This window comes from Mycolicibacterium baixiangningiae (assembly GCF_016313185.1).
Taxonomy (GTDB): Bacteria; Actinomycetota; Actinomycetes; order Mycobacteriales; family Mycobacteriaceae; genus Mycobacterium; species Mycobacterium baixiangningiae.
Map to the genome: position 1 here is coordinate 2,916,960 of NZ_CP066218.1, position 26,377 is coordinate 2,943,336.

Below are 26,377 nucleotides of genomic sequence, written 5' to 3' on the forward strand. Positions count from 1 at the left end.
GGCTGCCGCAACGGTCTACAGGGGCGGCGCGTCGGGGCGCGCCGTGAGGTCGGCGCCGCGCACCGACCCGGTGGGCCCGGTGTCCGCACCGCGGTCTTCTATGTAGTCGGCCACCTCGCTGTCGGCGATATGGCCGAATCGCACGAGGACACCCACCGGGTTGAGTCCCAGATTGCGTGCGGCGGTGAGCACGGTGTCGGTCTTTGTGAGCGTGCCCTTCGACTGGCGGTAGTAGAACGTCGACCGTGACATCTCCACGGCGGCGAGCACTTCGTCGAGGGTGAGTTTGCGGCCGGTGAGGTACGACAGGACCAGCGCGAGGTCCTTTCGCGCTTCGCTAGCCGTGGGCATGCGGCAATCGTAGGCTCGGGCAGTCGCGAAATCAGCGTTACATGCCCACTGCGATCGCAGGTCCATCCGACCGCAAACACTCGTCGGCACAACGCGTGTCGGCCCCGGTGGAATCGATTCACCTGATGGTGGCAGGCGGGAGGCAAGTCCGCTCCTTCGCAAATATCGGTCTGGCCGAGACCGCGCGACCGCGCTACGGTGACCGCGTGATGGCCGGGCAGCCGACGTTGTTCATCTTTCCGCACGCGGGCGGCAGCGCGGAGTACTACATTCCGTTTGCGCGCGCGTTCTCGAGCAAGGTGAAGCGCGTCGCAGTGCAGTACCCCGGGCGCCGGGGGACACATGACGTCGGATCATTCAGTGCGATACCAGATCTCGCGGATCAGGCGTGCGCGATGCTGGATTCGGGCGTTCGCGACGGCGGCCCGGTTGCTTTCTTCGGGCACAGTATGGGGGCCCTGGTCGCGTTCGAGGCCGCCTTGCGCTTCGAGGCCCAGGGCAATTCCGTTGCTGCGCTTTTCGTCTCGGCGTGCGCGGCGCCCGGGAGGGCCGGATTCGAGTACGTCCCGGAGCACGATCGCGGGTTGCTCGACGTCGTCAGCGAGCTGACAGGTGCGAACCGGGAGTTCCTCGACAACGAGGAATTCGCCGCGAAGATCCTGCCCACGCTGCGCGGGATGCGTGCGATCGCGAACTACGACTGCCCGGCTGACGCAACGGTGTCGTGTCCGATCCATGCCTACCTCGGCGACGAGGACGATGTCGCCACCTACGAGAAGGTGCAATCGTGGGCACAGCGGACGACGGGCGAATTCAGCGCCCGCGTTTTCCGCGGCCATCACTTCTATGTCGAGGATCATGTGACCGAACTGGCCGGCGACATCGAACAGAAGATCGCGGTGACCTGCAGCGCCTGACGGTTTCTCAACCCCGCGCTGGAATACGCACCGGCGCAGACGGATCGAGTGCACCAGATCCAGTTCACAGCTGACGGAACGGCATGGCCGGCCACTTGCGCGCCCCGGGTAATCCACACCGAACCCACGCAGGGGTGCGGTCATGGCTATTTGTCCGAGGCGATCCTCCTGTCGTGCCCCGCTTTCGGCGGTGTCCGGTATCGGGCGATGCTGGCGAAGTCAATCGCAAGGTCTAGGCGGCCTGCTGCGGGGGTTGGCCCGCCCGGACGCTACCCGCAAAGTGGGTTGCCAGAGGTGTCGTTTCGCCACTTCATCCAGGTGAAATTCGATAGCCTCGCGCAACTCTAGCGAACGGCTATGTACTTGCCTTGGAAATCAACCAACAGCGTGAATTAGTCTGCTTGTCAAACAATTACGCGTATATACCGACGTCCTGGGAATCGCCGCACGCGTATTTTGGCAACTCGGATGACGAATTCGTCCGAGATCTTGAACCGTCCCGTGTTAGCGTGCGGCGAGGGAGTTGATCCCGTCAAAAACCTCTTGGGGGGAGGCCGACGGTGGGCGTCGATCTGGGTCTCCAAGCAAAGAACACTGAAAGGTGCCGCGATGGCTGCTATGGAGCCTTCGATCCCCGTACTGCTCCGGGAGCAGGCCCGGCAGCAACCAGAAGCGCCGGCATTCACCTTCATCGACCACGACGTGGATCCGGCCGGTTTTCGGGAGACGTTGACATGGTCACAGGCGTGGCGGCGAGTCGAGGCGCTGGCGGCGGTGCTCGCACCGTGCGGCTCGCCGGGTGACCGCGTCGCAATCCTCGCCCCGCAGGGTCTCGAGTACATCATCGGATTCCTCGCGGCGATGCACGCCGGCTACATCGCGGTGCCACTGTCCGTGCCGCAGTTCGGAATTCACGACGTACGCGTCAGCGCAGCGCTGGTCGACAGCGCACCGGTGGCGGTGCTGACGACGTCGTCGGTCGTCGACGCTGTCGTGCCCGCTGTCGGTGCGATGCGGTCATCGCCCTCAGTGATCGAGCTCGACGCGCTGGACCTCGACTCGGCTCCGGTGCGTTCGGGGACGGTGGCACACCACGATGTCGCGTTGCTGCAGTACACCTCCGGCTCCACCCGCAAACCCGCGGGCGTGGTGGTGACGCACCGCAACGTCATCGCCAATCTCGATCAGGTGTTCTCGGACTACTTCGAGCACGAGGGCAAAGTGGCGCCGGCGGGTCTCACGCTCGTGTCGTGGCTGCCCTTCTACCACGACATGGGCTTGTTGCTGGGCACATTCGCCCCCGTAGCGAGCGGCCGGCACGCGGTCATCACCAGCCCGATGGCCTTCCTGCAGAAACCCGCGCGGTGGATCCAGATGCTGGCCTCCCACGGGCCCACCTTCTCGGCGGGTCCCAACTTCGCATTCGAGCTGGCGGCCCGGCGGACGTCCGACGCGGACATGGCCGGACTCGACCTGAGCCGGGTCAAGGGCATCATCAGCGGAAGCGAACGCGTGCACTCCGCGACCCTGCGCCGGTTCACCGACCGGTTCTCGGCATTCGGCTTCCGAGGCGCGGCGATGTTCCCGTCGTACGGGCTGGCCGAAGCCACCCTCTATGTCGCATCGTCGCCGCCCGGACAGCCACCGACGACCGTTCGGTTCGACTACGAGAAGCTCTCCGCCGGCCACGCCAAGCGTTGCGGTGGCGAACGCGGTTCGGAACTCGTCAGTTACGGGCCCCCGCGGGCCTGCACCGTGCGGATCGTCGATCCCGACACCCAGGTCGAGAACCCGGCCGGAAAGATCGGCGAGATCTGGATCCACGGTGACAACGTGGCCGGTGGCTACTGGCGCAACCGCGAGGCCTCCCAGCGGACCTTCGGCGCACAGCTGACCGAGCCGTCCGGGGACACCCCGCGAGGCCCGTGGCTGCGGACCGGGGACCTCGGGGTGATGTCCGACGGCGAGCTGTTCATCGTCGGCCGAATCAAGGACCTGCTGATCGTCGACGGGCGGAACCACTATCCCGACGACATCGAGGCGACGATCCAGGAGATCACCGGAGGGCGGGCCGCGGCGATCTCGGTGCCCGACGACGCCACCGAACGACTGGTCGCCATCGCCGAGGTCAAGAAGCGGGGCAGCACCGAAGAAGAGGCGATGCGCACATTGCACAACGTGCGTCGGGCGGTGACGTCGGCGGTGTCCAAGTCACACAGCGTGCGGGTGACGGACCTCGTGTTCGTCGCACCCGGGTCGATACCGATCACCACGAGCGGCAAAGTGCGCCGCTCCGCCTGCACCGAGTGCTATCGCCAGGAACAGTTCAGCCGACTGGATGTGGGCGTATGACAACACCTCTCGATGAGACGGCACTCCGACACTGGCTGACCGACTATCTGGTGACGACCGTCGGCTGCAGCCCCGACGATGTCGACCCGGAGGCCTCGTTCAACGATCTCGGTGTGGGATCCACCGATGCGGTGGTGCTGTCGGGCGAGCTGTCGGAGTTGCTGGGCCGATCGGTGTCGCCGGTCGAGTTCTGGCAGCACCCGACGATCGACGCGCTGGCCGGGTTTCTCAGTGCGGCGGAGTCGGAGCCGGCCGCAGGTGTTCCCGACCTCGCCGTCGAGCCCGTCGGAGCCGGGGACGAGCCCATCGCCGTGATCGGCCTCGGGTGCCGCTTCCCCGGAGACATCCGCGGTCCCGAACAGCTGTGGGACTTCCTTCGCGACGGTCGCAGCGCGGTCGGCGAGGTGCCGCCGGAGCGCTGGGCGCCGTTCGACGACGGCTCACCCGAAGTCGCGGCCGCTCTGGCGCGGACCACCCGGTGGGGTTCCTTCCTCAGCGACGTCGACGCATTCGATGCCGACTTCTTCGAGATCCTGCCGCGGGAGGCGGCCAAGATGGACCCCCAGCAGCGGCTGCTGCTGGAGGTCGCGTGGGAGGCACTCGAGCATGCGGGGACCCCGCCGGCGTCGCTGCGGCATTCTCAGACCGGCGTCTTCGTCGGCGCGTGCCTGCCCGAGTACGGGTTCCTCTCGGCCAGTGACCTTCCCGGTGTCGACGCCTGGAGCAACACCGGCGGCGCCCTGAGCATCATCGCCAACCGGCTGTCGTACTTCCTCGACCTGCGCGGGCCCTCGTTCGCCGTGGACACCGCGTGTTCGTCGTCGCTGGTCGCGGTGCATCTGGCCTGCCAGAGTCTGCGCACCGGCGACTCCAAGCTGGCGCTGGCCGCCGGCGTGAACCTGCTGCTGTCGCCCGCGGTCTTCCACGGCTTCGACCAGGCCGGCGCGCTGTCGCCGACCGGGCGCTGCCGGGCGTTCGACGCCGACGCCGACGGATTCGTGCGCGGTGAGGGGTGCGGTGTCGTCGTACTCAAGCGGCTCAGCGACGCACAGCGCGACGGCGACCGAGTGTTGGCCGTCGTGCGCGGATCGGCGGTGAACCAGGACGGTCGGTCCAACGGTCTGATGGCGCCGAATCCGGCGGCCCAGATGGCGGTGTTGCGGTCGGCTTATGCAAACGCCCGGGTCCAACCCCATGCCGTCGACTATGTCGAAACCCACGGCACCGGAACACTTCTGGGTGACCCGATCGAGGCGCGGGCGCTCGGAACGGTGCTGGGCCGCGGGCGGCCCGAGCAGTCGCCGTTGATGATCGGATCCGTCAAGTCGAACCTGGGCCACCTCGAGGCGGCAGCCGGGGTGGCCGGCTTGCTCAAGGCGGTACTGGCACTGCAGCACGGCGCCATCCCGGGCAACCTCCACTTCCACAATCCGAACCCCCACATCCCGTTCGACCAGCTGCGGCTCGAAGTCGTCGACGGCAACACCGACTGGCCGGCGACCGACCGGCCGCGGTGTGCCGGGGTGTCCTCGTTCGGATTCGGCGGCACCAACGCCCATCTCGTCCTCGAACAGGCGCCTGAGCCGGCAGTGCCCGACCGGGAGGCCGGGGAGGAAACGGTACCGACGGTGAGCACCCTGGTGGTGTCCGGGAAGACGCCGGAACGGATCAGCTCGACGGCGCAGGCGCTGGCCGACTGGATGACCGGTGACGGACAGAACGTGCCGTTGGCGGAGGTGGCGCATACGCTGAACCACCACCGGGTCACCCATCCGACCTTCGCAACGGTCTGCGCCCGCGATCGCGGCCAGGCGGTGACCGGTCTGCGCGCGCTGGCCGCGGGCCGAGAGGCCCCGGGCGTGGTGCCGCCACACGAGGGTCGCTGCGGTCAGGGCACCGTGTTCGTCTACTCGGGGCAGGGTTCCCAGTGGACGGGGATGGGCCGGCGGCTGCTGGCCGAGGAACCGGTGTTCGCCGCGGCGATAGCCGATCTGGAACCCGCGTTCGTCGAGGAGGTCGGCTTCTCGCTGCGACAGGTGCTCGCCGAGGGACAACCGGTGCACGGCGACGCGCGCGTGCAGCCCGTGGTGATGGGGATGCAGCTGGCGTTGACCGAACTGTGGCGCTCCCACGGCGTCCAGCCCGACGCGGTGATCGGCCACTCGATGGGAGAGGTGAGCGCGGCGGTCGTCGCCGGTGCGCTGAGCGCGTCCGAGGGCTTGCAGGTGATCGCGGCCCGTGCCCGGCTGATGTCCCGGCAGGCCGGACAGGGTGCGGTCGCGCTGCTCAAACTGGACGCCGCCGACACCGCCGCGATGCTCACCCAATACCCGGGAGTGGCTGTGGCGGGACATCTCTCACCCCGGCAGACCGTCGTCGCGGGACCGCCGCGGCAGGTCGATGCGGTGATCGAGGCGGTGACTGCAGCCAACCGGTTCGCCCGGCGGGTCAACATGGAGGTCGCCTCTCATACCGAGGCGATGGACGCGATCCTGCCCGAGATCGGTACCGCACTCGGCGATCTGCAGCCCACCCACCCCGCGATCCCATTCCTGTCCACCGTGGCCGATCCGGCCGAACAGCCGGTCCTCGACGCCCGCTACTGGATGGCCAACGTCCGCAGGCCCGTGCAGTTCAGCCGCGCGGTCAGCGCCGCAGCCCGCGAGTACACCACGTTCATCGAGGTCAGCCCGCACCCGATAATGACCCAGGCGATCACCGAGACGCTGGAGTCACACTCTCACCACCACAGCATCGGCACGCTGTCGCGCGATGGCGACGACACCGTCGTCTTCCACACCAACCTCAACGCCGCGCACACCGTCCGCCCACCGTCGACGCCGCATCCCGCCGAACCCCATGTCGTGCTGCCGGCCACCCCCTGGCACCACACCCGGTATTGGCTCGACGTGGTGGCGCCGGCCCGTCGGCGTGAACCGACGCCCGAACCGGTCGCGCCATCCGGCGACCCGCTGGTGCCCGCAGACTGGTACTACCAGCTGAGCTGGCCGGTTGCGGCGCTGTCCGAGAACACCGGCGCAACAGCGCAATCCTGGCTGGTGCTGGCCGACGACGACGGTTTCGTGACGCAGCTGGGCCGCATGCTCGCACCCATGTCCCGGATGACGACCCTGCCGCCGTCGGTGCTGGAAGGATCCGACGACGGTACGATCCGTACTGCACTGTCCGGCATCAGCCACGTGCTCTACGCACCACGGCCGGCGGCGGGCACGTCCGCTTCCGATGCCGGTCACCGCCTCTTCAGATCGGCCCGACGGCTGGTCACAGCCATGTCGTCGGCGGCGACGGTGAGCCGGACGCCCCCGCCGCGGTTGTTCGTGCTGACCCGCAACGCTCAGCCGATCGCGGACGGCGACCGCGCCGAGCCCGCACATGCCGTGCTGTGGGGGCTGGGCCGCACGCTGGCCTTGGAACACCCCGAGATCTGGGGCGGCATCATCGACATCGACCAGTCGGTGCCCGGCGTGCCCGCCGCGCGGTACGTGATCGCCGAGGCCCACAGCGGCGACGACGAGGACCAGGTCGTGTACCGGGCCGGCGTCCGGCACGTACCGCGGATCCAGGCGGCGACCGCGCCGACAGCGCCGCCCGGCGAACTGGACAGCAGCGCAAGCTATCTCGTCGTCGGCGCCACCGGCAATATCGGGCCGCACCTCATCCGGCAGCTCGCCGACATGGGGGCAGCCCACATCGTGGCGGTCTCCCGTAGTCCGGGTTCGCGGCTGCAGCCACTGGCCGACGAGTTGTCCGTGCGGGGCACGACGCTGACCACCGTCGCCGCCGATGTGACGGACGAAGCGGCCATGGGCGCACTGTTCGACCGGTTCGGCGCCGACCTGCCCGCCCTTGCCGGGATCTACCTGGCCGCCTTCGGCGGTGGGCCGGTAACGCTGCGCGACATGACCGACGACCAGATCAGCGCGATGTTCGCACCCAAGCTCGACGCGGCGTCCGTGCTGCACCGCCTGTCGCTCACCCAGCCGGTGACGGAGTTCGTGGTTTTCACGTCGATCTCCGGTCTGCTCGGCTCCCGCTGGCTGGCGCACTACGCGGCCACCACCACTTTCCTCGACACCTTCGTCTACGCCAGGCGGGCGGCCGGGCTACCCGCCACCGCCGTCAACTGGGGCCTGTGGAAGTCGCTGTCAGACGGTCAAGGCGACGAAGAGCTCCGTGTCACAGAGGAATCCGGCCTCAAGCCCATGCCCGACGAGGTCGCCATCCTCGCGCTGCGGACACTGACCGGCGGCACCGCCCCGACGCGCGCGGTCGTCGTCGCCGCGGACTGGCCGCGACTGGCCGCCGCCTACCGCACCCGGGCGTCGTTGACGATCATCGACGACCTGGCCGCCACCGCGGAACCGCCCGCGGAACCCGCGGCCGGGGAGTCCGGGCCCGCCGGCGGGGACCTGCGCACCGCGCTGCGCGACAGTGAACCGGGGCGACGGCGGCCGATGCTGCTGGAGCACGTCACCGGGCTCGTCGCCGCGGTGATGGGTGTGGAGTCGCCCCAGGCGCTGGATCCCGCCGCGGGCTTCTTCCACTACGGCATGGACTCGTTGATGAGCGTGACTCTCCAACGGGCACTGAGTGAAACGCTCGGTGTCGCGGTGCCCGCCTCGGTGGTGTTCGACTACCCGACCATCGACGCACTGACCGACCATCTGGCCGGGGAACTACCGGAGTTCGGTGCGGACGCCACCGCCTCCGACCCGGTCGGCGATCTCACCGAAGATGAACTTCTACAACAACTTTCCGACCGGTTGAGTGGAGCGCGATGACCACTGGAGGGGCCGACCGCCGAGCGATCATCACCGAGGCACTGAACAAGATCGACGACCTCAGTGCGCGCCTGGAGATCGCCGAACACGGCGAGACCGAACCCATCGCCGTCGTCGGCATAGGGTGCCGGTTGCCGGGCGAGGTCAACACACCCGATGAGTTCTGGCAGTTCCTGCAGGACGGGCGCAGCGGCGTCGTGCGCGTTCCGCCGGAGCGATGGGACGCCGACGCGTTCTATTCGGCCGACCGCACCGTGCCGGGGACGATATGCACCACCGACGGCGGGTTCATCACCTCCTGGAAGCCCGATCAGTTCGACGCCGAACACTTCAGCATCGCGCCGCGTGAGGCCGAGGCGATGGATCCACAGCAGCGATTGCTGCTGGAAGTCGCCTGCGAGGCACTGGAAGACGCGGGCATCACCGGCCAGCAGATCCGGGGCAGCCAGACATCGATCTTCGTCGGCCTCACCACCAACGACTATTCGCTCAACCTGGCGTACCAGCTGGGGCGCGAAAGCGTCAACGCCTACGCCTCTTTCGGCAACGCCGCCAATTTCGCCGCCGGCCGATTGTCGTACTTCCTCGGGGCACGCGGTCCAGCGCTGGTGATCGACACCGCGTGTTCGTCGTCGTTGGTGTCGGTGCACCTGGCCGCGCAGAGCCTGCGTCGGCGGGAGAGCGACACCGCGCTCGCGGCCGGGGTGAACCTGATCCTGCGACCGGAGAACAGCATCGCCTGCTCGCAGTTCGGGATGCTGTCCCCGGACGGCCGCTGCAGGACGTTCGACGCAGGCGCCAACGGCTACGTCCGCAGCGAGGGCTGCGGTGTGGTGGTTCTCAAGCGGCTCAGCGATGCGCGACGCGACGGGGACCGCGTGTTGGCGGTGGTGCGCGGTACGGCCGTCAACCAGGACGGCGCCAGCAGCGGGCAGACCGTGCCCAACGGTCCGGCCCAACAGGAGTTGCTGCGCCGGGCGCTGGCCGCGTGCGGGCTGCGGCCCTGCGACATCGACTACATCGAAGCGCACGGCACCGGAACCGCACTGGGTGATCCCATCGAACTCGACGCGCTCACCCGGGTTTTCGCCGACCGGGCCGATTCGGCACCACTGGTGCTCGGCTCGGTCAAGACCAATCTGGGCCACCTCGAATCCGCCGCCGGCATCACCGGTTTCATCAAAACCGTACTGAGCGTCGCGCACGGCCGCATTCCGAAACACCTGCACTTCGAAAAGCTGACTCCCCACGCGTGTGAGGGCGCCTCCCGTTTCACGATCGCCTCCGAGTCGATGGAGTGGCCGGACGTGGAACGTCCGCGTCGTGCGGGGGTGTCGTCGTTCGGTGTGAGTGGGACGAATGCGCATGTGGTGGTGGAGCAGGGGCCGGATGTGGTGGTGGGGGAGCCGGTTTCGGGTTCTAGTGGGGTGTCGACGTTGGTGGTGTCGGGGAAGTCTGAGGCGCGGGTGGCGTCGTGGGCTGGTGTGTTGGCTGATTGGTTGGAGGGGGTTGGGGGTGAGGTGGGGTTGGCCGAGGTGGCGCATTCGGTCAATCATCATCGGAGTCGGTTTGTGAAGTTCGCGTCGGTGTGTGCGCGTGATCGGGTGGGGGCGGTTGCGGGGTTGCGGGCGTTGGCGTCTGGTCGGTCGGGGCCGGGTGTGGTTGGTCCGCATCGGGGGGTGTGTGGTGCGGGGACGGTGTTTGTGTATTCGGGGCAGGGTTCGCAGTGGGTGGGGATGGGTCGGCGGTTGTTGGTCGATGAGCCGGTGTTTGCGGCGGCGGTGGCGGAGTTGGAGCCGGTTTTCGTTGTGGAGGCTGGTTTTTCGTTGCAGTCGGTGTTGGCTGGTGGTGAGTCGCTGGTGGGTATTGATCGTATTCAGCCGGTGTTGGTGGGTGTGCAGTTGGCGTTGACGCAGTTGTGGCGGTCCTATGGGGTGCATCCGGATGCGGTGATTGGGCATTCGATGGGTGAGGTGGCTGCTGCGGTGGTGTCGGGGGCGTTGTCGGTGGCGCAGGGGTTGCGGGTGATCGTGACGCGGTCGCGGTTGATGGCTCGGTTGTCGGGTCGGGGGGCGATGGCGTTGTTGGAGTTGGATGCTGCCGGTGTTGAGGCGGTGATCGCTGATTATCCGCAGGTGGGGGTGGCGGTGTATGCCTCGCCGCGCCAGACGGTGGTGGCTGGTCCGCCTGATGAGGTGGATGCGGTGGTGGCGGTGGTTGATGGGCGGGGTTTGTTGGCTCGTCGTATCGAGGTGGATGTGGCGTCGCATCACCGTACGGTGGATCCGATTCTGGGGGAGTTGCGTGCGGGGTTGGCGGGGTTGGTTGGTGGTGTGCCGTCGATTCGGTTGATCAGTACCACTGGTGGGGGTGGGGCGGTTTTCGATGCGGAGTATTGGGTGGCCAATCTGCGTGATCCGGTGTGTTTCACCCAGGCGGTGGCCGCTGCGGCCGAGGACCACGCCACCTTCATCGAGATCAGCCCCCACCCCCTGCTCACCCACGCCATCACCGACACGCTGGCGGACAAGCACCACCACAGCATCGGCACGCTGCATCGCGACACCGACGACACCATCGCTTTCCACACCGCGCTCAACGCCACCCACACCGTCCGGCCGCCGGACACCCCGCACCCTTCGGAACCCCATCCGAGGGTGCCGCTGACACCCTGGCAGCACACGAGGCACTGGATCGGCGGCGCCGAACCGACTCGTTCGGATTCGGCACCGCGGCCCGACACCGTGCTGGGCCGGCACATCGAGGTGGCGGCGTCCGGCTCGCCGTCGGCCCACCTGTGGCAGGCACGGCTCACGCCGGAGGCCAGACCGTACCCCGGCCGCCACCGCATCGGCGGCGTCGAGGTGGTACCAGCATCCGTTGTGCTCCGGACCTTCTCGGCCGTAGCGGCGGATATCGGCGTTCCGGCCGCGCTGTCCGACATCTGCCTGGAACACCCGATCGTGGTCGACCGGCCGCGACTGGTCCAGGTCACCGCCGACGGTCAGTCCCTGACCCTGTCGTCGAGCCCGGACGCCGACACCTCGGCACGACGCTGGACGCGCCACGCCACCGCCCGGTTCGCCGCGCCACCGGATGCCGCCAGACCCCGGCCGGAGGGCTCGGGCAGCGACGCCACTCCGGAGCCGTTCGATCCCGCGTCCATCGCCGAACTGCAACGCGCCTGGGGCATCGACGGGCAGCCGTACGCGTGGACGGTGACCACCTGCCTGCCGGTGCCCGGTGGACTGTGCGCCGAGGTCGATCTGCCGCGCGCCTCGGCCGCGGCACTCGTGGACGCCGCCGTCCATCTCGGCCGGCTGGCCGACATCGGCGACCCGCGACTGATGTTCCCGGCGGCGGCCGACGGCATCCGGTTCGCGGCCGACGTCGCCGACACACACGGCCTGGTCCGCGTGGACCGGCGCGACGGCGGTGCCGGGAACGACCTGGTCGTCGACATCACCGTCGAGACCCTCGACGGGACAACCTGTCTGGAGATCCGCTCGCTGCGGTTCACCGGCCTCGACTCGGTCCCGGCGGCGGGAGACGACGGTGCGGTGTCATTGGCGCACGCCGTCGAGTGGCAACCCCGGGAGGAGTACACCGCGACCGAGAGGTCCGATTCCCAGGGCACGCTCGCGGTCGTGGGCAGAAGCGACACCGCCCGCCTGTTGTGTGACCGGCTCACCGGCGCCGGGTTCGACGGCGCCGGGTTCGACGACGCCGGGTTCGACGAGGCCGGTGTCGACGACGCGCGGCACGTCGTCTACCTCGCCGGGGCCGGTGCCGATCAGCCGGGGGAGCCCGACATCGACTGGGCTGCGCAGATGGTCGACGAGGTCGCCGACCTGGTCCGCCGGTTGTCCGAACGGCACGACGACCACCCGGTCCGGCTGTGGATCATCACCACCGGCGTCCGCGAGGCCGTCGACCCCGACGCCTTGGCGCAGAGCTGCTTGTGGGGCTTGGCCGGCGTGGTCGGCGCCGAGCAGCCGCAACTGTGGGGCGGGCTGGTGGACCTCCCCGCCGGGGCGGATATCGGCGAGATCGCACCCACGCTGGCCTCGATGCTGCCGCACCCCACCCGCTCGGTGGTCGCGGTGCGCGACGGCACCGTGTTGTGGCCCGTCTTCGTACCGATCACAGACCCTCCGGCCCGGGAACCTATCCGCTGCCGCCCCGACGCCGCCTACCTCATCACCGGCGGTATGGGTGCGCTGGGCGTGCTGATGGCCGACTGGCTCGCAGAGCGCGGTGCGCGCCGACTGGTGTTGGCCGGGCGTGAGGCACTGCCTCCGCGGCGCGAATGGGATGCAGCACACGGTGATCCGGACACCCGCCGCAAGATCGCCGCGATCCGCGCCCTGGAGAAGCGTGGGGTCGGCGTCGACGCGGTGGCGCTCGACATCGGGTCACGCGAACAGCTGCAGGCCCTGCTCGACGAGCGGGACGCCGCCGGCGCCCCTCCGGTCCGGGGTGTCATCCACGCGGCGGGTCTGACGGAGAGCCAACTGCTCACCGAACTCGACGAGCATCGGCTCCGGCGCACCCTGTGGCCCAAAGTACAAGGGGCACAAGTGCTCGACCAGGTGTTCGCACCCGGCACTCTGGATTTCCTCTATCTGACGGCGTCTGCGGGTGCGGTGTTCGGCGTCCCGGGTCAGGGCGCCTACGCCGCGGCCAACGCCTACTTGGACTGCCTGGCCAGGGCCCGTCACCACCGCGGTGACGACACCGTGAGCCTCGACTGGGTGGCCTGGCAGGGCCTCGGCTTCGCCTCGGACGCCCACATCGTCGTCCAGGAGTTGGAACGCATCGGATCGCGGCCGATCACATCGGACGAAGCCTTCGCCGCCTGGGAGCACGTGTCGCGTCATCGGGTCGCTCAGGCGGTGATGGCCCCGTTGCGGTCCGCCGGTTCCGGCGGGCTCGACGGCGAAGCCGCCCTGGGGCCGGAGTGGGAGTGGTCGGTGATGTCGCACGAGGAGGTGCGCAGCATCCTCGAGCGGGAACTGCAGACCATCCTGGCCGGTGAACTGGGCATGGGCGACGCAGATCTCGAACTGGACCGCCCGTTCGCCGACATGGGCCTCGATTCGGTGATGGCGATGTCCGTTCGACGCGCCGCCGAACAACTCATCGGCGTCGAGTTGTCGGCGACGATGCTCTGGAACCACCCGACCATCGCCGGTCTGGCGACGTATCTGACCAACAAACTGCTGCCGCAGAGTGATTCGACCGCCACGGTCGGCAGTGACTTCGACGTGGTGCCGGATGCCGACGGCAGCGTCCTCGACGCGCTCTTCGACAGCGTGGATCCGGCGACGGCCGGCAGTGAGAGCGGTATCTGATGAAAACGACCTTCAGCAGGATCTCGGGCATGACGGCGGACCAGCGTGCCACCGTCGCGGACCGATTCGACAAGGCCGCGCGGCTGGCCGCGGCCGAACCTGTCGCGGTGGTCGGGATCGGTTGCCGCTTCCCCGGCAACGTCTCGGGTCCGCAGCAGTACTGGGATCTGCTGGCGAGCGGGGGAGATGCGATCACCGAGATCCCCCCGGACCGCTGGGACGCCGACGCCTTCTACGACCCCGATCCGTCCGCGCCGGCACGGATGACGTCGAAATGGGGCGGATTCGTGCCCGATGTCAGTGGCTTCGACGCCGATTTCTTCGGTATCTCGCCGCGTGAGGCCGAGGCGATGGATCCGCAGCAACGGCTGTTGTTGGAGGTGGCCTGGGAGGCGCTCGAACACGCCGGTTTCCCTCCGGACCGCCTCAGCGGAACCCGCGCGGCGGTCATGATGGGCGTGTACTACACCGAATACCAAGCCGCCTCAGCGGCTGATCCGGCCGCCATCGACGCCTACTGCGCCACGGGTAACGCGCACAGCGTCGCGGTCGGGCGGATCGCGTACCTGCTCGGGTTGCACGGGCCGGCGGTCGCGGTGGACACCGCGTGTTCGTCGTCGTTGGTCTCGGTGCACCTGGCCTGCCAGAGCCTGCGGATGCGGGAGAGCGAGATCGCCCTCGCCGGAGGCGTGAACCTGATCCTGCGCCCGGAAACCCAGCTGGCACTGTCGAAGTGGGGCATGCTGTCACCCCGCGGTCGCTGCCATTCGTTCGACGCCGACGCGGACGGCTTCGTCCGCGGTGAGGGTTGCGGTGTGGTGGTGCTCAAGCGGCTAACCGACGCCGTGCGCGACGGGGACCGCGTGTTGGCGGTGGTGCGCGGATCGGCCCTCAACCAGGACGGCCGATCCAACGGGCTGACGGCACCGAACGCCTTCGCCCAACGCGACGTGATCACGCGCGCGCTGTGGTCGGCCGATGTCCCCGCAGGTTCGGTGAACCTCGTCGAGACGCACGGCACCGGAACCGCGCTGGGTGATCCAATCGAATTCGACGCGCTGGCGTCGATCTACGGTCAGGGCGACGGCCCGTGCGCCATGGGTGCGGTGAAGACCAACTTCGGCCACCTCGAGGCCGCGGCGGGCATCGCCGGTTTCATCAAGACGGTGCTGGCGCTGCAGCACGCCCAGATCCCGCAGAACCTCCACTTCACGACGTTCAACCCCGCCATCGACCCGTCGGACACACGCCTGTTCGTCCCCACTGCCACCACCGCCTGGCCGCAGTCGGACGGTCCGCGTCGTGCGGGGGTGTCGTCGTTCGGTCTGGGTGGGACGAATGCGCATGTGGTGGTGGAGCAGGGGCCGGATGTGGTGGTGGGGGAGCCGGTTTCGGGTTCTAGTGGGGTGTCGACGTTGGTGGTGTCGGGGAAGTCTGAGGCGCGGGTGGCGTCGTGGGCTGGTGTGTTGGCTGATTGGTTGGAGGGGGTTGGGGGTGAGGTGGGGTTGGCCGAGGTGGCGCATTCGGTCAATCATCATCGGAGTCGGTTTGTGAAGTTCGCGTCGGTGTGTGCGCGTGATCGGGTGGGGGCGGTTGCGGGGTTGCGGGCGTTGGCGTCTGGTCGGTCGGGGCCGGGTGTGGTGGGTCCGCATCGGGGGGTGTGTGGTGCGGGGACGGTGTTTGTGTATTCGGGGCAGGGTTCGCAGTGGGTGGGGATGGGTCGGCGGTTGTTGGTCGATGAGCCGGTGTTTGCGGCGGCGGTGGCGGAGTTGGAGCCGGTTTTCGTTGTGGAGGCTGGTTTTTCGTTGCAGTCGGTGTTGGCTGGTGGTGAGTCGCTGGTGGGTATTGATCGTATTCAGCCGGTGTTGGTGGGTGTGCAGTTGGCGTTGACGCAGTTGTGGCGGTCCTATGGGGTGCATCCGGATGCGGTGATTGGGCATTCGATGGGTGAGGTGGCTGCTGCGGTGGTGTCGGGGGCGTTGTCGGTGGCGCAGGGGTTGCGGGTGATCGTGACGCGGTCGCGGTTGATGGCTCGGTTGTCGGGTCGGGGGGCGATGGCGTTGTTGGAGTTGGATGCTGCCGGTGTTGAGGCGGTGATCGCTGATTATCCGCAGGTGGGGGTGGCGGTGTATGCCTCGCCGCGCCAGACGGTGGTGGCTGGTCCGCCTGATGAGGTGGATGCGGTGGTGGCGGTGGTTGATGGGCGGGGTTTGTTGGCTCGTCGTATCGAGGTGGATGTGGCGTCGCATCACCGTACGGTGGATCCGATTCTGGGGGAGTTGCGTGCGGGGTTGGCGGGGTTGGTTGGTGGTGTGCCGTCGATTCGGTTGATCAGTACCACTGGTGGGGGTGGGGCGGTTTTCGATGCGGAGTATTGGGTGGCCAATCTGCGTGATCCGGTGTGTTTCACCCAGGCGGTGGCCACTGCGGCCGAGGACCACGCCACTTTCATCGAGATCAGCCCCCACCCCCTGCTCACCCACGCCATCACCGACACCCTCGAATCCGGCGGGAAGTCGCGCGATAGCCGCGTGAGCGGCACGCTGTACCGCGACACCGACGACACGCTGAGCTTTCACACCCAACTGGCCGGGGTGCGGCCGCCGGCCGAAACCGCCACGTCGGCAGGAACTCTCGTCGACCTTCCGCCCACCCCGTGGGAGCACACCAGGTTCTGGTTGACGAGCCGACCGGTCGGTCAGTCGCCTCCGGGAACCCATCCACTACTCGGCACGCATGTCGAGATGCCTTCGGGCAGCGACCACGTATGGCAGGCGGACGTCGGCACCGCGGTGTTCCCGTGGCTGTCCGACCACCGGGTGCACGGCCAGGTGGTGATGCCCGCCGCGGGAATCGCCGAGATGGCACTGGCCGCAGGCAGCCAGGCGCTCGGTCTGCCCGTCGAGGCGGTCGCCGTGCGCCGGCTCGAGGTCGAGCAGATGCTCCCGCTCGGCGAGGAGACCCATGTCACCACGCAGCTTTCCGCGACACCGGACGCAGAGGTCCGGATCGAACTGCACTCCCGCTCGACGGTGGGCGCCTGGTGCCGGCACGCCGTGGCCCAGGTCGATGTGGTGAACGGCGCGGCGACGCCGGAGACCCCCGCGTGGAGCACCGAGGGGCAGGAGACCGTGCCGGTGAGCGAGTTCTACTCCGGGCTGCGACGCACCGGCGCACACCACGGTCCGGCGTTCGCGGCGTTGACGCGGATCGACCGGACGGGAAGCGGTTCGGCCGAAAGCCACATCGCCCTTCCCGACGAGGCCGGTGCGCATCCGGGTTTCCACCTCCACCCGGTGCTGCTCGACGCCGCCCTGCAGACACTGGCCGCGGCGATGCCGCCCGACACGGTCGCGGATCCGGGCGAGGTCACCTACCTACCGGTCTCGATCGAGAACATCCGGGTGTACTCGAAGGTGGGCAGGCGTGCCAGGTGCCGTGCGGAACTGACCAGCCTGGATGAGCGCGGGGCGGGGCAGCTGGGCCGGATCGTGCTGGCCGACGAGGACGGCACCCCGACCGCCGAGATCACCGGGGTGTATCTGCGCCGCGTCGAACGGCGCACCGTGCCACTTCCCCTGGCGCAGAAGGTGTTCGACACCACCTGGCGGGACGTGGCGCCCTCGGTCCGCGCCCCGTCGAGTGCACGAGCGGGCAGCTGGCTCATGCTGTTCGACGGTGCCGACACGAAGGCGGCCGTCGACCGGTTCAGCGCGACGTTCGCTTCTTCCGCCCGCAGGGTGATCAGCGAGAACCTGTTCGACGAGCCCGCGGTGCACAACGCCTTCGCCGAGGCCGCGGCGGACCCGGAACGTCCACCGGTCGGGGTGGTGGTCTTCGTCGGCCACCGCGGCCTCGGTGATGGCGTGATCGATCCCGACGAGGCAAGGGATCTGATCCTCTCGGTGACCGGTGCGTTGCGGGCGCTCGTCGGCGGCTGGCACGGTAAGGCGCCGCGGCTGTGGGTGGTCAGTCGCGGCGGCCTGTCGGTCGACCCGGGGGAGGCGGGCAGCCCGGCGATCGGCGCGCTCCGCGGCCTCGTCCGGGTGCTGACCTACGAGCATCCGGACCTGCAGGCCACCCTGGTCGACCTCGACACCCCCAACGACGACACCTCCAACGACGACACCCCCGGCGACGACACCGCGCTCGCCGCCGAACTGGCGACACCGGGCAACGACGATGTGATCGCCTGGCGCGGACACCGCCGATTGGTCGAAAGGTTGTCGCGTGCATCGCTGCCGGCCCGTCGCGACGAACCGACCGTGCGGGCCGACAGCTCGTACGTCCTCACCGGGGGACTCGGCGGGCTGGGTCTGGTCGTGGCCCGCTGGCTCGTCGACAAGGGAGCCGGCAGGGTGATCCTCAACGGACGGTCGGAGCCGTCCGACGAGCAGAGCTGCGCACTGGCCGCCCTCGCCGAACACGGCGACGTCGCCTACGTACCCGGCGATATCGTGGTCCCCGGCGTGGCAGACGGGCTTGTCGCCGCGGCCGAGCGGACCGGACTTCCGCTGCGGGGGATCATGCACGGGGCCGCTGTCCTCGATGACGGCCTGGCCACCTCTGTGACTCGGGACAGCCTCGACCGGGTGTGGGCGCCGAAGGCGGTCGGAGCGCTCCGGCTGCACGAGGCGTCCGCGAGTCGTCCGCTGGACTGGTGGGTCGGCTTCTCCTCGGTGGCCTCGCTGCTCGGCTCGCCCGGACAGGCGGCGTACGCGTGCGCGAATGCGTGGCTCGACGCCCTCGTCACCTGGCGGCGCGCCGCCGGTCTGCCCGCGAGCACGATCAACTGGGGTCAATGGTCGGAGGTGGGTCTCGCCCGTGCGATGAGCTTCGGGGCACTGGATCCCATCAGCCCCGCCGAGGGCATCGAGGCGCTCGAGACGCTGCTGGGCGGCGATCTTTCTCGCGCCGGCGTCGCGCGCCTGCGCCTTGACCGCGCGGCGGCCGCCTTCCCCGAGATCAAGAACGTCGGCTACTTCGCCGACATGGTGGCCGAATCCGATGAGATGAGCACCGGCGGGGATTGGCCGGGCCCGCAGGCACTCGAGGAGTTGGACGCCGCGGACGTCGCCCCCGTCGTCATCGACCGACTGCGCGAGCGCACCTCGGCGATCATGGGCTACCCGGACCCGTCGGCGGTCGACGTCGACCAGCCTCTGACGGAGATCGGCATGGATTCACTGATGGCCGTGCGTATCAGAAACACCGCACGCGCCGACTTCGGTGTCGAACCCCCGGTGGCGCTGCTCCTGCAGGGCGCAACGCTGCGGGATCTCGCCGCCGACCTCGTCGGTCAACTGGGGCGCGGCGAGCACGATCCGCATGCAGGCCCCGACGGCTTGCGTGACCGGGCCGAGCAGCGTGCTCGCCAACGGGCCCACGCACGCCAACAAGCCGCATCGCGGCGGAAGGCAGGACACCGAGCGTGAACACCAGTCCTCAGCTCCCGACTTCCCCTCCGGCGAACGCCATCGCCGTCATCGGAATGGCGGGCAGATTCCCCGGGGCGGACTCCGTGTCGGCGTTCTGGCGCAATCTGCGCCACGGCCACGAGGCGATCGTCGACCTGTCCGAGGCGGACCTCGCAGCAGCCGGCGTGCCCGACCACGCCCTCGCCAACCCCGCCTACGTCCGCCGTGCGGCGCTGTTCGACGGCATCGCGGAGTTCGACGCCGACTTCTTCGGCTTCACACCGCAGGGCGCCCGCATGATGGATCCGCAACACCGGCTGTTCCTGCAGTGCGCATGGCACGCACTGGAGGACACCGGTTACGAACCGGCGGATCTCGGGGGCTCGGTCGGGGTGTACGGAACCAGCTCCGCGAGCGGCTATCTGCTCCACAACCTGATGTCGCACCAGGATCCGAACCGGATCATCGGCCAGGGTGCGACCTTCGACATGATCAACCTGTCGCTGCAGAACGACAAGGACTACCTGGCCACCCGGATAGCGCACCAGTTCAACCTGCGGGGTCCCGCACTGGCCGTACAGACGGCGTGCTCGTCGTCGCTCGTCGCGGTGCACCTGGCATGCCAGAGCATCCTGAGCGGTGAATGCGATGTGGCGCTGGCCGGCGCCTCGTCCATCCGGGTGCCGCACCATGTCGGATACTGGCACGAACCCGGCTCCATGGTGTCGGCGACCGGGCACTGTCGTCCGTTCGACGTGCGGGCCGACGGCACCGTATTCGGAAGCGGCGTCGCGGTGTTGGTGCTCAAGGCGTTTCATGCGGCCGTCGCCGACGGGGACCGCATCCACGCCGTCATCCGTGGCTCGGCGATCAACAACGACGGATCGACGAAGATGAACTATGCGGCGCCCAACGCCGCCGGCCAGGCCGAGGTCATCGCCGAGGCACACGCCGTCGCCGAGGTGGACGCCTCGACCATCAGCTATGTCGAAACACACGGCACCGGAACACCTCTCGGCGATCCGATCGAGATGGAGGGGCTCCGGCAGGCGTTCGAACTGTCCACGACTTCTCGCAGCGGCCCATGCGTCATCGGCTCGGTGAAATCCAACATCGGACACCTCGAGGTGGCCTCCGGCATCGCGGGACTGGTCAAGACGATCCTCTGCCTTGGGCACCGCGCGATCCCGGCCACCCTCCACTACACCAGTCCCAACCCGCAGCTCCGTCTCGAGCGGTCGCCGTTCGTCGTGCGCAGTGAGTACAGCGCCTGGGACTGTGACGGCGTACGGCGTGCCGGGGTGAGCTCGTTCGGTGTCGGGGGAACCAACGCGCACCTGGTCGTCGAGGAAGCGCCCGCACTGGTCTCCGCGGATGTCCCGGCCGGACCCCAGGTGCTGCTGCTGTCGGCCAGGACCGCGGCGGCCCTGCAGGATTCGCGCCGGGCGCTGGCGGCGCATCTGTCCGACGGGGATGACGACACCAACCTGTCCGATGTCGCCCACACCCTGGCCAACCGTCGCGGTGAGAACGTCCGGGCGGCGGCAGTGGTGGACGGCAGGCAGCACGCGGCCGAGGTGCTCGGCGCCCCCGACCACGACAACGTGTTCGTCGGTGAATCGGGTGTCGGGACCGGTCCCGGGTCGGTCGCCTTCACGTTCCCCGGACAGGGCGCCCAGCACGCCGGGATGGCGCGCGGACTGTACGAGTCGGAGCCGGTGTTCGCCCAGCACTTCAATCTGTGCGCGGCCGGATTCGCCGACGAGATGGACGTCGACCTGCGCGCCGAGATCTTCGAGGGCAGCGGACGCGGCCTCGAGCACACACACCGGACGCAGCCGGCGCTGTTCGCGGTCGAGTACGCACTGGCCCAGCTGCTCGAGGCCTACGGCGTGCGGCCCGCGGCCGTGGCAGGACACAGCATCGGCGAGTACGCGGCGGCCACCATCGCGGGCGTCTTCGAGCTGCCGACCGCCATCAAGGCGGTGGCGACGCGGGCACGCCTCATGCACGCCGCCCCCAGTGGCGTGATGGTCGCCGTGGCGCTACCCCACGACCTGCTCGCCGAACACCTCACACCGGATGTCGACGTCGCCGCGGTCAACGAGTCGGGCAGCTGCGTCGTCGCCGGCAGCGACGAGAGCATCCGGTCCTTCCAGGAGCGCTTGTCGGCCCACGGCGTCGTCGCCCGCCGCGTCCGCACCTCACACGCGTTCCACAGCCGGCTCATGGACGCGGTGGTGCCCGAATTCGCGGCGTTCCTGTCCGGCCTGGCGTTGCGGGAACCGCGGATACCGATGTTGTCGAACGTCACCGGAACGTGGATGACCGCCGAGGAGGCGACCGATCCGCAGCACTGGGCGCGGCAGATCCGTGCCACCGTACGCTTCGCCGACGAGCTCGGCGTCCTGCTGGCCGACCCGTCCCGCGTACTCGTCGAAGTCGGGCCCGGTGGCACGCTGACGGCCTCGGCGATGCGCCACGACCGCTGGGCCGGCGGGCACCGCGCGGTGCGGCTCATGCGTCATCCGGTGCAGAACCGCAGTGACCGCGACACATTCCTGCTCGGGCTCGGCCAGCTGTGGGCGGCCGGTGTGCCGGTGGACTGGGCGCCGCTGTCCGGCGGGCGCCGCCCGCAGCGGGTCACGGTCCCCGGATATCCCTTCGACCGCCAGCGGCACTGGGTCGAGCACCGCGCCACGGCGGCGGTGGCCGACGGCGGCGTCCCGGTCAACGGAGCCCGGGTGTCGCCGGTCGAGCGCACCGCCGCCGGCGGTGCCGCCGGCACGTCGATGGAGGCGACGCTGCAGCGCATCTGGGGGCAGTGCCTCGGGCTCGACTCGATCGACCGGTCGGCGAACTTCTTCGAGCTCGGCGGGGACTCGCTGGTGGCGATCAGCGTCGCGATGACCGCCGCCAACGAGGGACTCGACCTGACGCCCCAGGATCTGTACGAGAACCAGACGGTGGCCGCACTCGCCGCGCAGTTGACCGCGCGATACGCCTCGGGCCTGGCGGGCCGGCCGCCGGCCGACGCGCCGCATCCGCCGGTGCCGCCGAACCTCGCCCACCTGCTCGGCAACGGCGTGGGCCGTGTCGAGCGGTGGCGGATTCCGTTCCTGCTGCGGTTGCGCCCGGATGTCCAGATCGACGATGTCCGCGCGGTCCTCACCGCCGTGACCAACCACCACGACGCCCTGCGGCTGCGGATAGTGTCGCGCGCGGGTACGTGGGAGCAGCACGTCGAAGCGGAGATCGATGCCGCGGATGTGGCCACCCGGACGCTGCCCGCAGATGTGGGCGCCGACAGCCTCGAGGAGCGTGAGGCGGTTCTGACCATCCTCGACGAGCAGATGCGCGGTCACGACGACTGCACACCGCTGAGCGCGACGTACATCCGCGGATCCTCCGACGGCCCTTGTCATCTGGCGATCAGCCTGCACGGAGTGGCCGGCGACAGCACGTCGCGCGACATCCTGCTCGCCGATCTGTTCACCGCGTTCGGCCAGCGCCTCGCGGGCCAGGACATTGCGTTGCCACCGGTGACGACCTCCTGGCGGGAGTGGTCGCAGCGCTGCGCCGCCCTCGCGACGCATCCGGCGGTCATCGAGAGTCGCGAGTTCTGGTTGCAGAGTGCCGACCACGCCACCCTGCACATCACGCCCGCTGAGCCATCCGGGTCCGAGCCGGCCAGACCGGACGCCGACCACCTGCACCGACATCCGACCGAGCTGAGCCCTTCGGAGACAGCCGAGGTCGACGAGGCCCGGCGCCGCCTCCGGTTGCCGATCGAGGAGATCCTGCTGGCCGCACTGGGCCGGACGGTGGCGGCGACGGTGGCGGCGGGCGCCATCGCGGTCGACGTCGGGGGACCGGGCCGTTCCGTGCTCAAACCCGACGTGAGCCTGCACCGCACCGTGGGATGGTTCACCACGGTCTATCCGATCGCCCTGCCGTGCGCCGCCGAGCGCGACGCCAGTGCGCGCCAGCTCATCGACGACGTACACGAGACGCTCAGAGCGGTTCCCCATCACGGGATCGGATACGGGCTGTTGCGATATCTGTACGGCCCGACGGCACGATCATTCGACGCGGTCCGCCCCGCAGACATCCACTTCGAGTACGCCGGTGTGATCCCCGACCTGCCACCCGACGCGCCCGGGGGTGCCGCGGTGCAGTTCGACCCGGACACCGCGATGCCTGTGCGAGAGGCGATCCCGGGCCTCGGCCATGCGGTCGAGCTGCGGATCTACCGCTCTGCGGCGCAGCTCCACATCGATTGGTGGCACGACGACGGCCGGATCGCCGCCGGCCGGGCGGCCGACCTCGCGCAGACCTACCTGAGCACGCTCATGGAGCTGATCCGGGAGGCGATGGCCGACGACGAGCTCGGCTCAGAGGCCGGTGAGCTGACGCTGATCGACTTGTCGTCCAACGACATCGGAATGGGAGAGGTCAATGCGCGGAAACGGTAAGGCGGTCGTCGTCGAGGGCGTGGGCAAGGCCTTCGGATCCGTGGTGGCGTTGGCCGACATCAGCTTCGAGGTCGCACAGGGTGAGGTGCTCGGTCTGCTCGGTCCCAACGGCGCCGGGAAGACGACGGCGGTCGACATCCTCTCGACGCTGGCACGGCCGGACCGCGGACGGGCGCTGGTGGCCGGCTACGACGTGGTGTCCGATCCGGCCGGAGTCCGCCGGTCGATCATGCTCACCGGGCAGCAGGTGGCGCTCGACGACATGCTCACGGGCCGGGAGAATCTCGTGATGTTCGGCCGGCTCCAGGGACTGAACAAGGCCGAGGCGCGCACGCGGGCCGACGACCTCATCGAGCACTTCGACCTCGTCCACGCCGCCGACCGCCGGATCGGTACCTACTCCGGTGGAATGCGTCGGCGGATCGACATCGCGTGCGGTCTGGTGGTGCGCCCCGAGGTGGTATTCCTCGACGAACCCACGACCGGGCTCGACCCGCGCAGCAGGCAGAGCATCTGGGACCTGGTGGCCGACTTCAAGCTCGCCGGTATCGCCACTCTGCTGACCACCCAGTACCTCGAGGAGGCCGACATCCTCAGCGACCGCATCGTGGTCATCGACCACGGCACGATCATCGCCGAAGGCACGGCCGACCAACTCAAGGAGCGCACCGGCGCGACCTACTGCGAGATCGTCCCCCGAGACCTCGGCGAACTGCCCGCCGTGATCGAGGCGCTGGGATCGCTGTGCCCGGACAAGCACCGGGCCGCGCTCACCTCGGCGTCCGACCGCGTCGCGATTCCGGCTCCGGACGGTCCCAACACCCTCGTGCAGGCACTCCGGCAGCTGGGCGCGGTCAACATCGAGTTGCGCGATATCGGGTTGCGCAGACCCTCGCTCGACGAGGTGTTCTTCGCGCTGACGAGTGAGAACACCGAAATCCACAGTGGCAGACACGCTCTCGCGGACGTGACGTCGTGACCACGACGTCGGCTGTCGGGTTCGCCACCCGGCCGAACACGTCGCCGCTCCGCCAGTGGTGGGTGCTGACCTTGCGGGTGATCACTCCCACCCTGCGCAACGGCGAAGTCTTCACCCAGGTCACCGCGCCGATCATGTTCACGGTCGGCTTCTACATCCCGCTCAAGCAGTTCATGGGCGCGATCAACCAGGGCATGGGCAGTTATGCGCAGTATCTGATGCCTCTGATCGCGCTCACGGCGGTCGCGTACGCGGCCGTATCGGCCGCGTTCCGGTCGGCAACCGACGCGGTGCAGGGCATCAACCGGCGGTTCCACGCCATGCCCATCCACCCGCTGCTGCCGCTGGCATCACGCATGTCCGCAAGCATGTACCGCTGCTCGATCGCGCTGGCCGTATCCCTGTTGTGCGGGTATGTGATCGGTTTCCGCTTCTACGGTGGTCTGCTCCACACGGTGGCCTTCTGTGTGCTGATGCTCGCGATCGGCGCGGCGCTGTCGTTGCTCGGGGACCTCATCGGCGCCGCGAATCAGAATCCAGAGGCGACGGTGCCGTTGCTGCTGCTGCCGCAGGTGCTGTTCGGTCTGCTGTCGGTCGGTGTGCAACCCGTCGAACGCTTTCCGGAATGGATCCAACCGTTCGTCCGCAACCAACCCACGTCCCAGTTCGTCTACGCGCTGCGCGGTTTCGCGGGGGAGAGCACCGCGGCGCCGGGCGAGGTCACGTGGGCGGTCCTGGGGCCGGCCATCGCATGGCTGGTCGGTATGACGCTGGTGGCGATCCCGCTGCACTCTTCGATCGCTGCCAGGAGCCGGTGATGACCATCGACATGCGCCCGCGATCACCCTCGGATCAACCGTCCCGCAACGGTTACCACGTGGTTCCACCGCCGACGGTGGTTGAGCTCGGCACGTCCGGTCGGCACCGCCTTCCCCGGCTCGGAGAGAACTCTCCGCGGCGACTGCTGGCGCACAGCCGGGTGCTGGCGATGCGCATCCTTCTCCGCTGGGGCCGCGACGCTGCGACCATGGTCGAGTCCCTGATCATGCCGGTCGTGCTGCTGGTGACCCTCGATATCGTGCTGGGAGACGGCATTTCACAGGTCACCGGGAACAGCGCGCTGTACGGCAGCGTCCCGCTCATCGCGATGGTGGGGGCGATGACCGGTGCGATGGTCGGCGGGGTCGGCCTCATGAACGAGCGTAAGACCGGCCTGCTGTCGAGGTTGTGGGTGCTCCCGGTGCACCGGGCGTCGGGCCTGCTGTCGCGACTGATCGCGGAGGTGGTGCGCATCGTGGTCACCACCGGGGTGGTGCTGGGGGTCGGGTACCTGCTGGGTTTCCGCTTCCGGCAGGGGGTGGTCGATTCGGTGGCCTGGGTGCTCGTTCCCGTTCCGCTGGGTGTGGCATTCTCGGTCGCCGTCATCACCCTCGCGCTCTACACGGCCAGCACCACCATGGTGGAGCTCACCGAAGGAGTCTGGGCGCTGCTGATGTTCTTCAGCACCGGCTTCGTGCCGCTCGACCAGTTCCCGACGTGGATCCAGCCCGTCGTGGAGCATCAACCGGTCAGCTGCGCCATCGAGGCGATGCGCGGACTGGCACAGGGCGGGCCCGTGCTCGCGCCGATGATCCAGATGCTGGCGTGGTCAGCCGGCATCGTCGCCGTGTGCCTGATCCCCGTGGCGGTCGGATACCGACGGGCCAGCATGCGCAACTGACGCCCGAACC

Annotated in this window: 10 protein-coding genes; 9 read left to right on the forward strand and 1 reads right to left on the reverse strand. The window is 68.9% G+C overall.

Annotated elements, in window-relative coordinates; all coding sequences use genetic code 11:
* Positions 1 to 15 precede the first annotated feature (15 nt).
* Positions 16 to 351, reverse strand: coding sequence for a helix-turn-helix transcriptional regulator (locus I7X18_RS13620; RefSeq protein ID WP_226864507.1), 336 nt, complete (start codon positions 349 to 351; stop codon positions 16 to 18).
* A gap of 209 nt (positions 352 to 560) precedes the next feature.
* On the opposite strand from I7X18_RS13620, the gene I7X18_RS13625 reads away from it, so the two are divergent.
* From I7X18_RS13625 to I7X18_RS13665, 9 genes are all read left to right on the forward strand, one after another.
* A complete protein-coding gene (locus I7X18_RS13625; RefSeq protein ID WP_193048643.1) occupies positions 561 to 1,268 on the forward strand; it encodes a thioesterase II family protein in 708 nt (235 codons plus the stop codon).
* Between the two features lie 609 nt (positions 1,269 to 1,877).
* Complete coding sequence (locus tag I7X18_RS13630; RefSeq protein WP_193048600.1) at positions 1,878 to 3,620, forward strand: AMP-binding protein; 1,743 nt, start codon at positions 1,878 to 1,880, stop codon at positions 3,618 to 3,620.
* Positions 3,617 to 8,422 (forward strand): type I polyketide synthase, encoded by a 4,806-nt coding sequence (locus I7X18_RS13635; RefSeq protein ID WP_193048599.1) that lies wholly within the window; start codon positions 3,617 to 3,619, stop codon positions 8,420 to 8,422. The genes I7X18_RS13630 and I7X18_RS13635 overlap by 4 nt, the downstream gene beginning before the upstream one ends.
* Positions 8,419 to 13,776: a type I polyketide synthase gene (locus I7X18_RS13640; protein WP_198730548.1), complete on the forward strand. Its 5,358-nt coding sequence runs from the start codon at positions 8,419 to 8,421 to the stop codon at positions 13,774 to 13,776. The genes I7X18_RS13635 and I7X18_RS13640 overlap by 4 nt, the downstream gene beginning before the upstream one ends.
* Positions 13,776 to 19,211, forward strand: a complete 5,436-nt coding sequence (locus I7X18_RS13645; protein ID WP_269751318.1) for a type I polyketide synthase — start codon at positions 13,776 to 13,778, stop codon at positions 19,209 to 19,211. Before I7X18_RS13640 ends, I7X18_RS13645 begins: the two co-directional genes overlap by 1 nt.
* The gene (locus tag I7X18_RS13650) at positions 19,208 to 23,668 is read left to right on the forward strand and encodes a type I polyketide synthase (RefSeq protein WP_193048146.1); all 4,461 of its coding nucleotides are present in this window, start codon (positions 19,208 to 19,210) and stop codon (positions 23,666 to 23,668) included. Before I7X18_RS13645 ends, I7X18_RS13650 begins: the two co-directional genes overlap by 4 nt.
* Positions 23,652 to 24,647 carry an efflux ABC transporter ATPase subunit, DrrA-related gene (locus tag I7X18_RS13655; protein ID WP_193048145.1) on the forward strand — a complete coding sequence of 332 codons (996 nt, stop codon included), beginning with the start codon at positions 23,652 to 23,654 and terminating at the stop codon, positions 24,645 to 24,647. Before I7X18_RS13650 ends, I7X18_RS13655 begins: the two co-directional genes overlap by 17 nt.
* Entirely contained in the window at positions 24,644 to 25,465 is an 822-nt protein-coding gene (locus I7X18_RS13660; RefSeq protein WP_193048144.1) for an ABC transporter permease, read from the forward strand. The genes I7X18_RS13655 and I7X18_RS13660 overlap by 4 nt, the downstream gene beginning before the upstream one ends.
* Positions 25,465 to 26,367 (forward strand): ABC transporter permease, encoded by a 903-nt coding sequence (locus tag I7X18_RS13665; RefSeq protein WP_226864325.1) that lies wholly within the window; start codon positions 25,465 to 25,467, stop codon positions 26,365 to 26,367. The genes I7X18_RS13660 and I7X18_RS13665 overlap by 1 nt, the downstream gene beginning before the upstream one ends.
* Positions 26,368 to 26,377 lie beyond the last annotated feature (10 nt).

Bases quoted from the DNA above. Each gene is read 5' to 3' on its own strand.
- I7X18_RS13620 (WP_226864507.1), bottom strand. From the start codon at position 351: ATGCCCACGGCTAGCGAAGCGCGAAAGGACCTCGCGCTGGTCCTGTCG.
- I7X18_RS13625 (WP_193048643.1), top strand. From the start codon at position 561: ATGGCCGGGCAGCCGACGTTGTTCATCTTTCCGCACGCGGGCGGCAGC.
- I7X18_RS13630 (WP_193048600.1), top strand. From the start codon at position 1,878: ATGGCTGCTATGGAGCCTTCGATCCCCGTACTGCTCCGGGAGCAGGCC.
- I7X18_RS13635 (WP_193048599.1), top strand. From the start codon at position 3,617: ATGACAACACCTCTCGATGAGACGGCACTCCGACACTGGCTGACCGAC.
- I7X18_RS13640 (WP_198730548.1), top strand. From the start codon at position 8,419: ATGACCACTGGAGGGGCCGACCGCCGAGCGATCATCACCGAGGCACTG.
- I7X18_RS13645 (WP_269751318.1), top strand. From the start codon at position 13,776: ATGAAAACGACCTTCAGCAGGATCTCGGGCATGACGGCGGACCAGCGT.
- I7X18_RS13655 (WP_193048145.1), top strand. From the start codon at position 23,652: ATGCGCGGAAACGGTAAGGCGGTCGTCGTCGAGGGCGTGGGCAAGGCC.
- I7X18_RS13665 (WP_226864325.1), top strand. From the start codon at position 25,465: ATGACCATCGACATGCGCCCGCGATCACCCTCGGATCAACCGTCCCGC.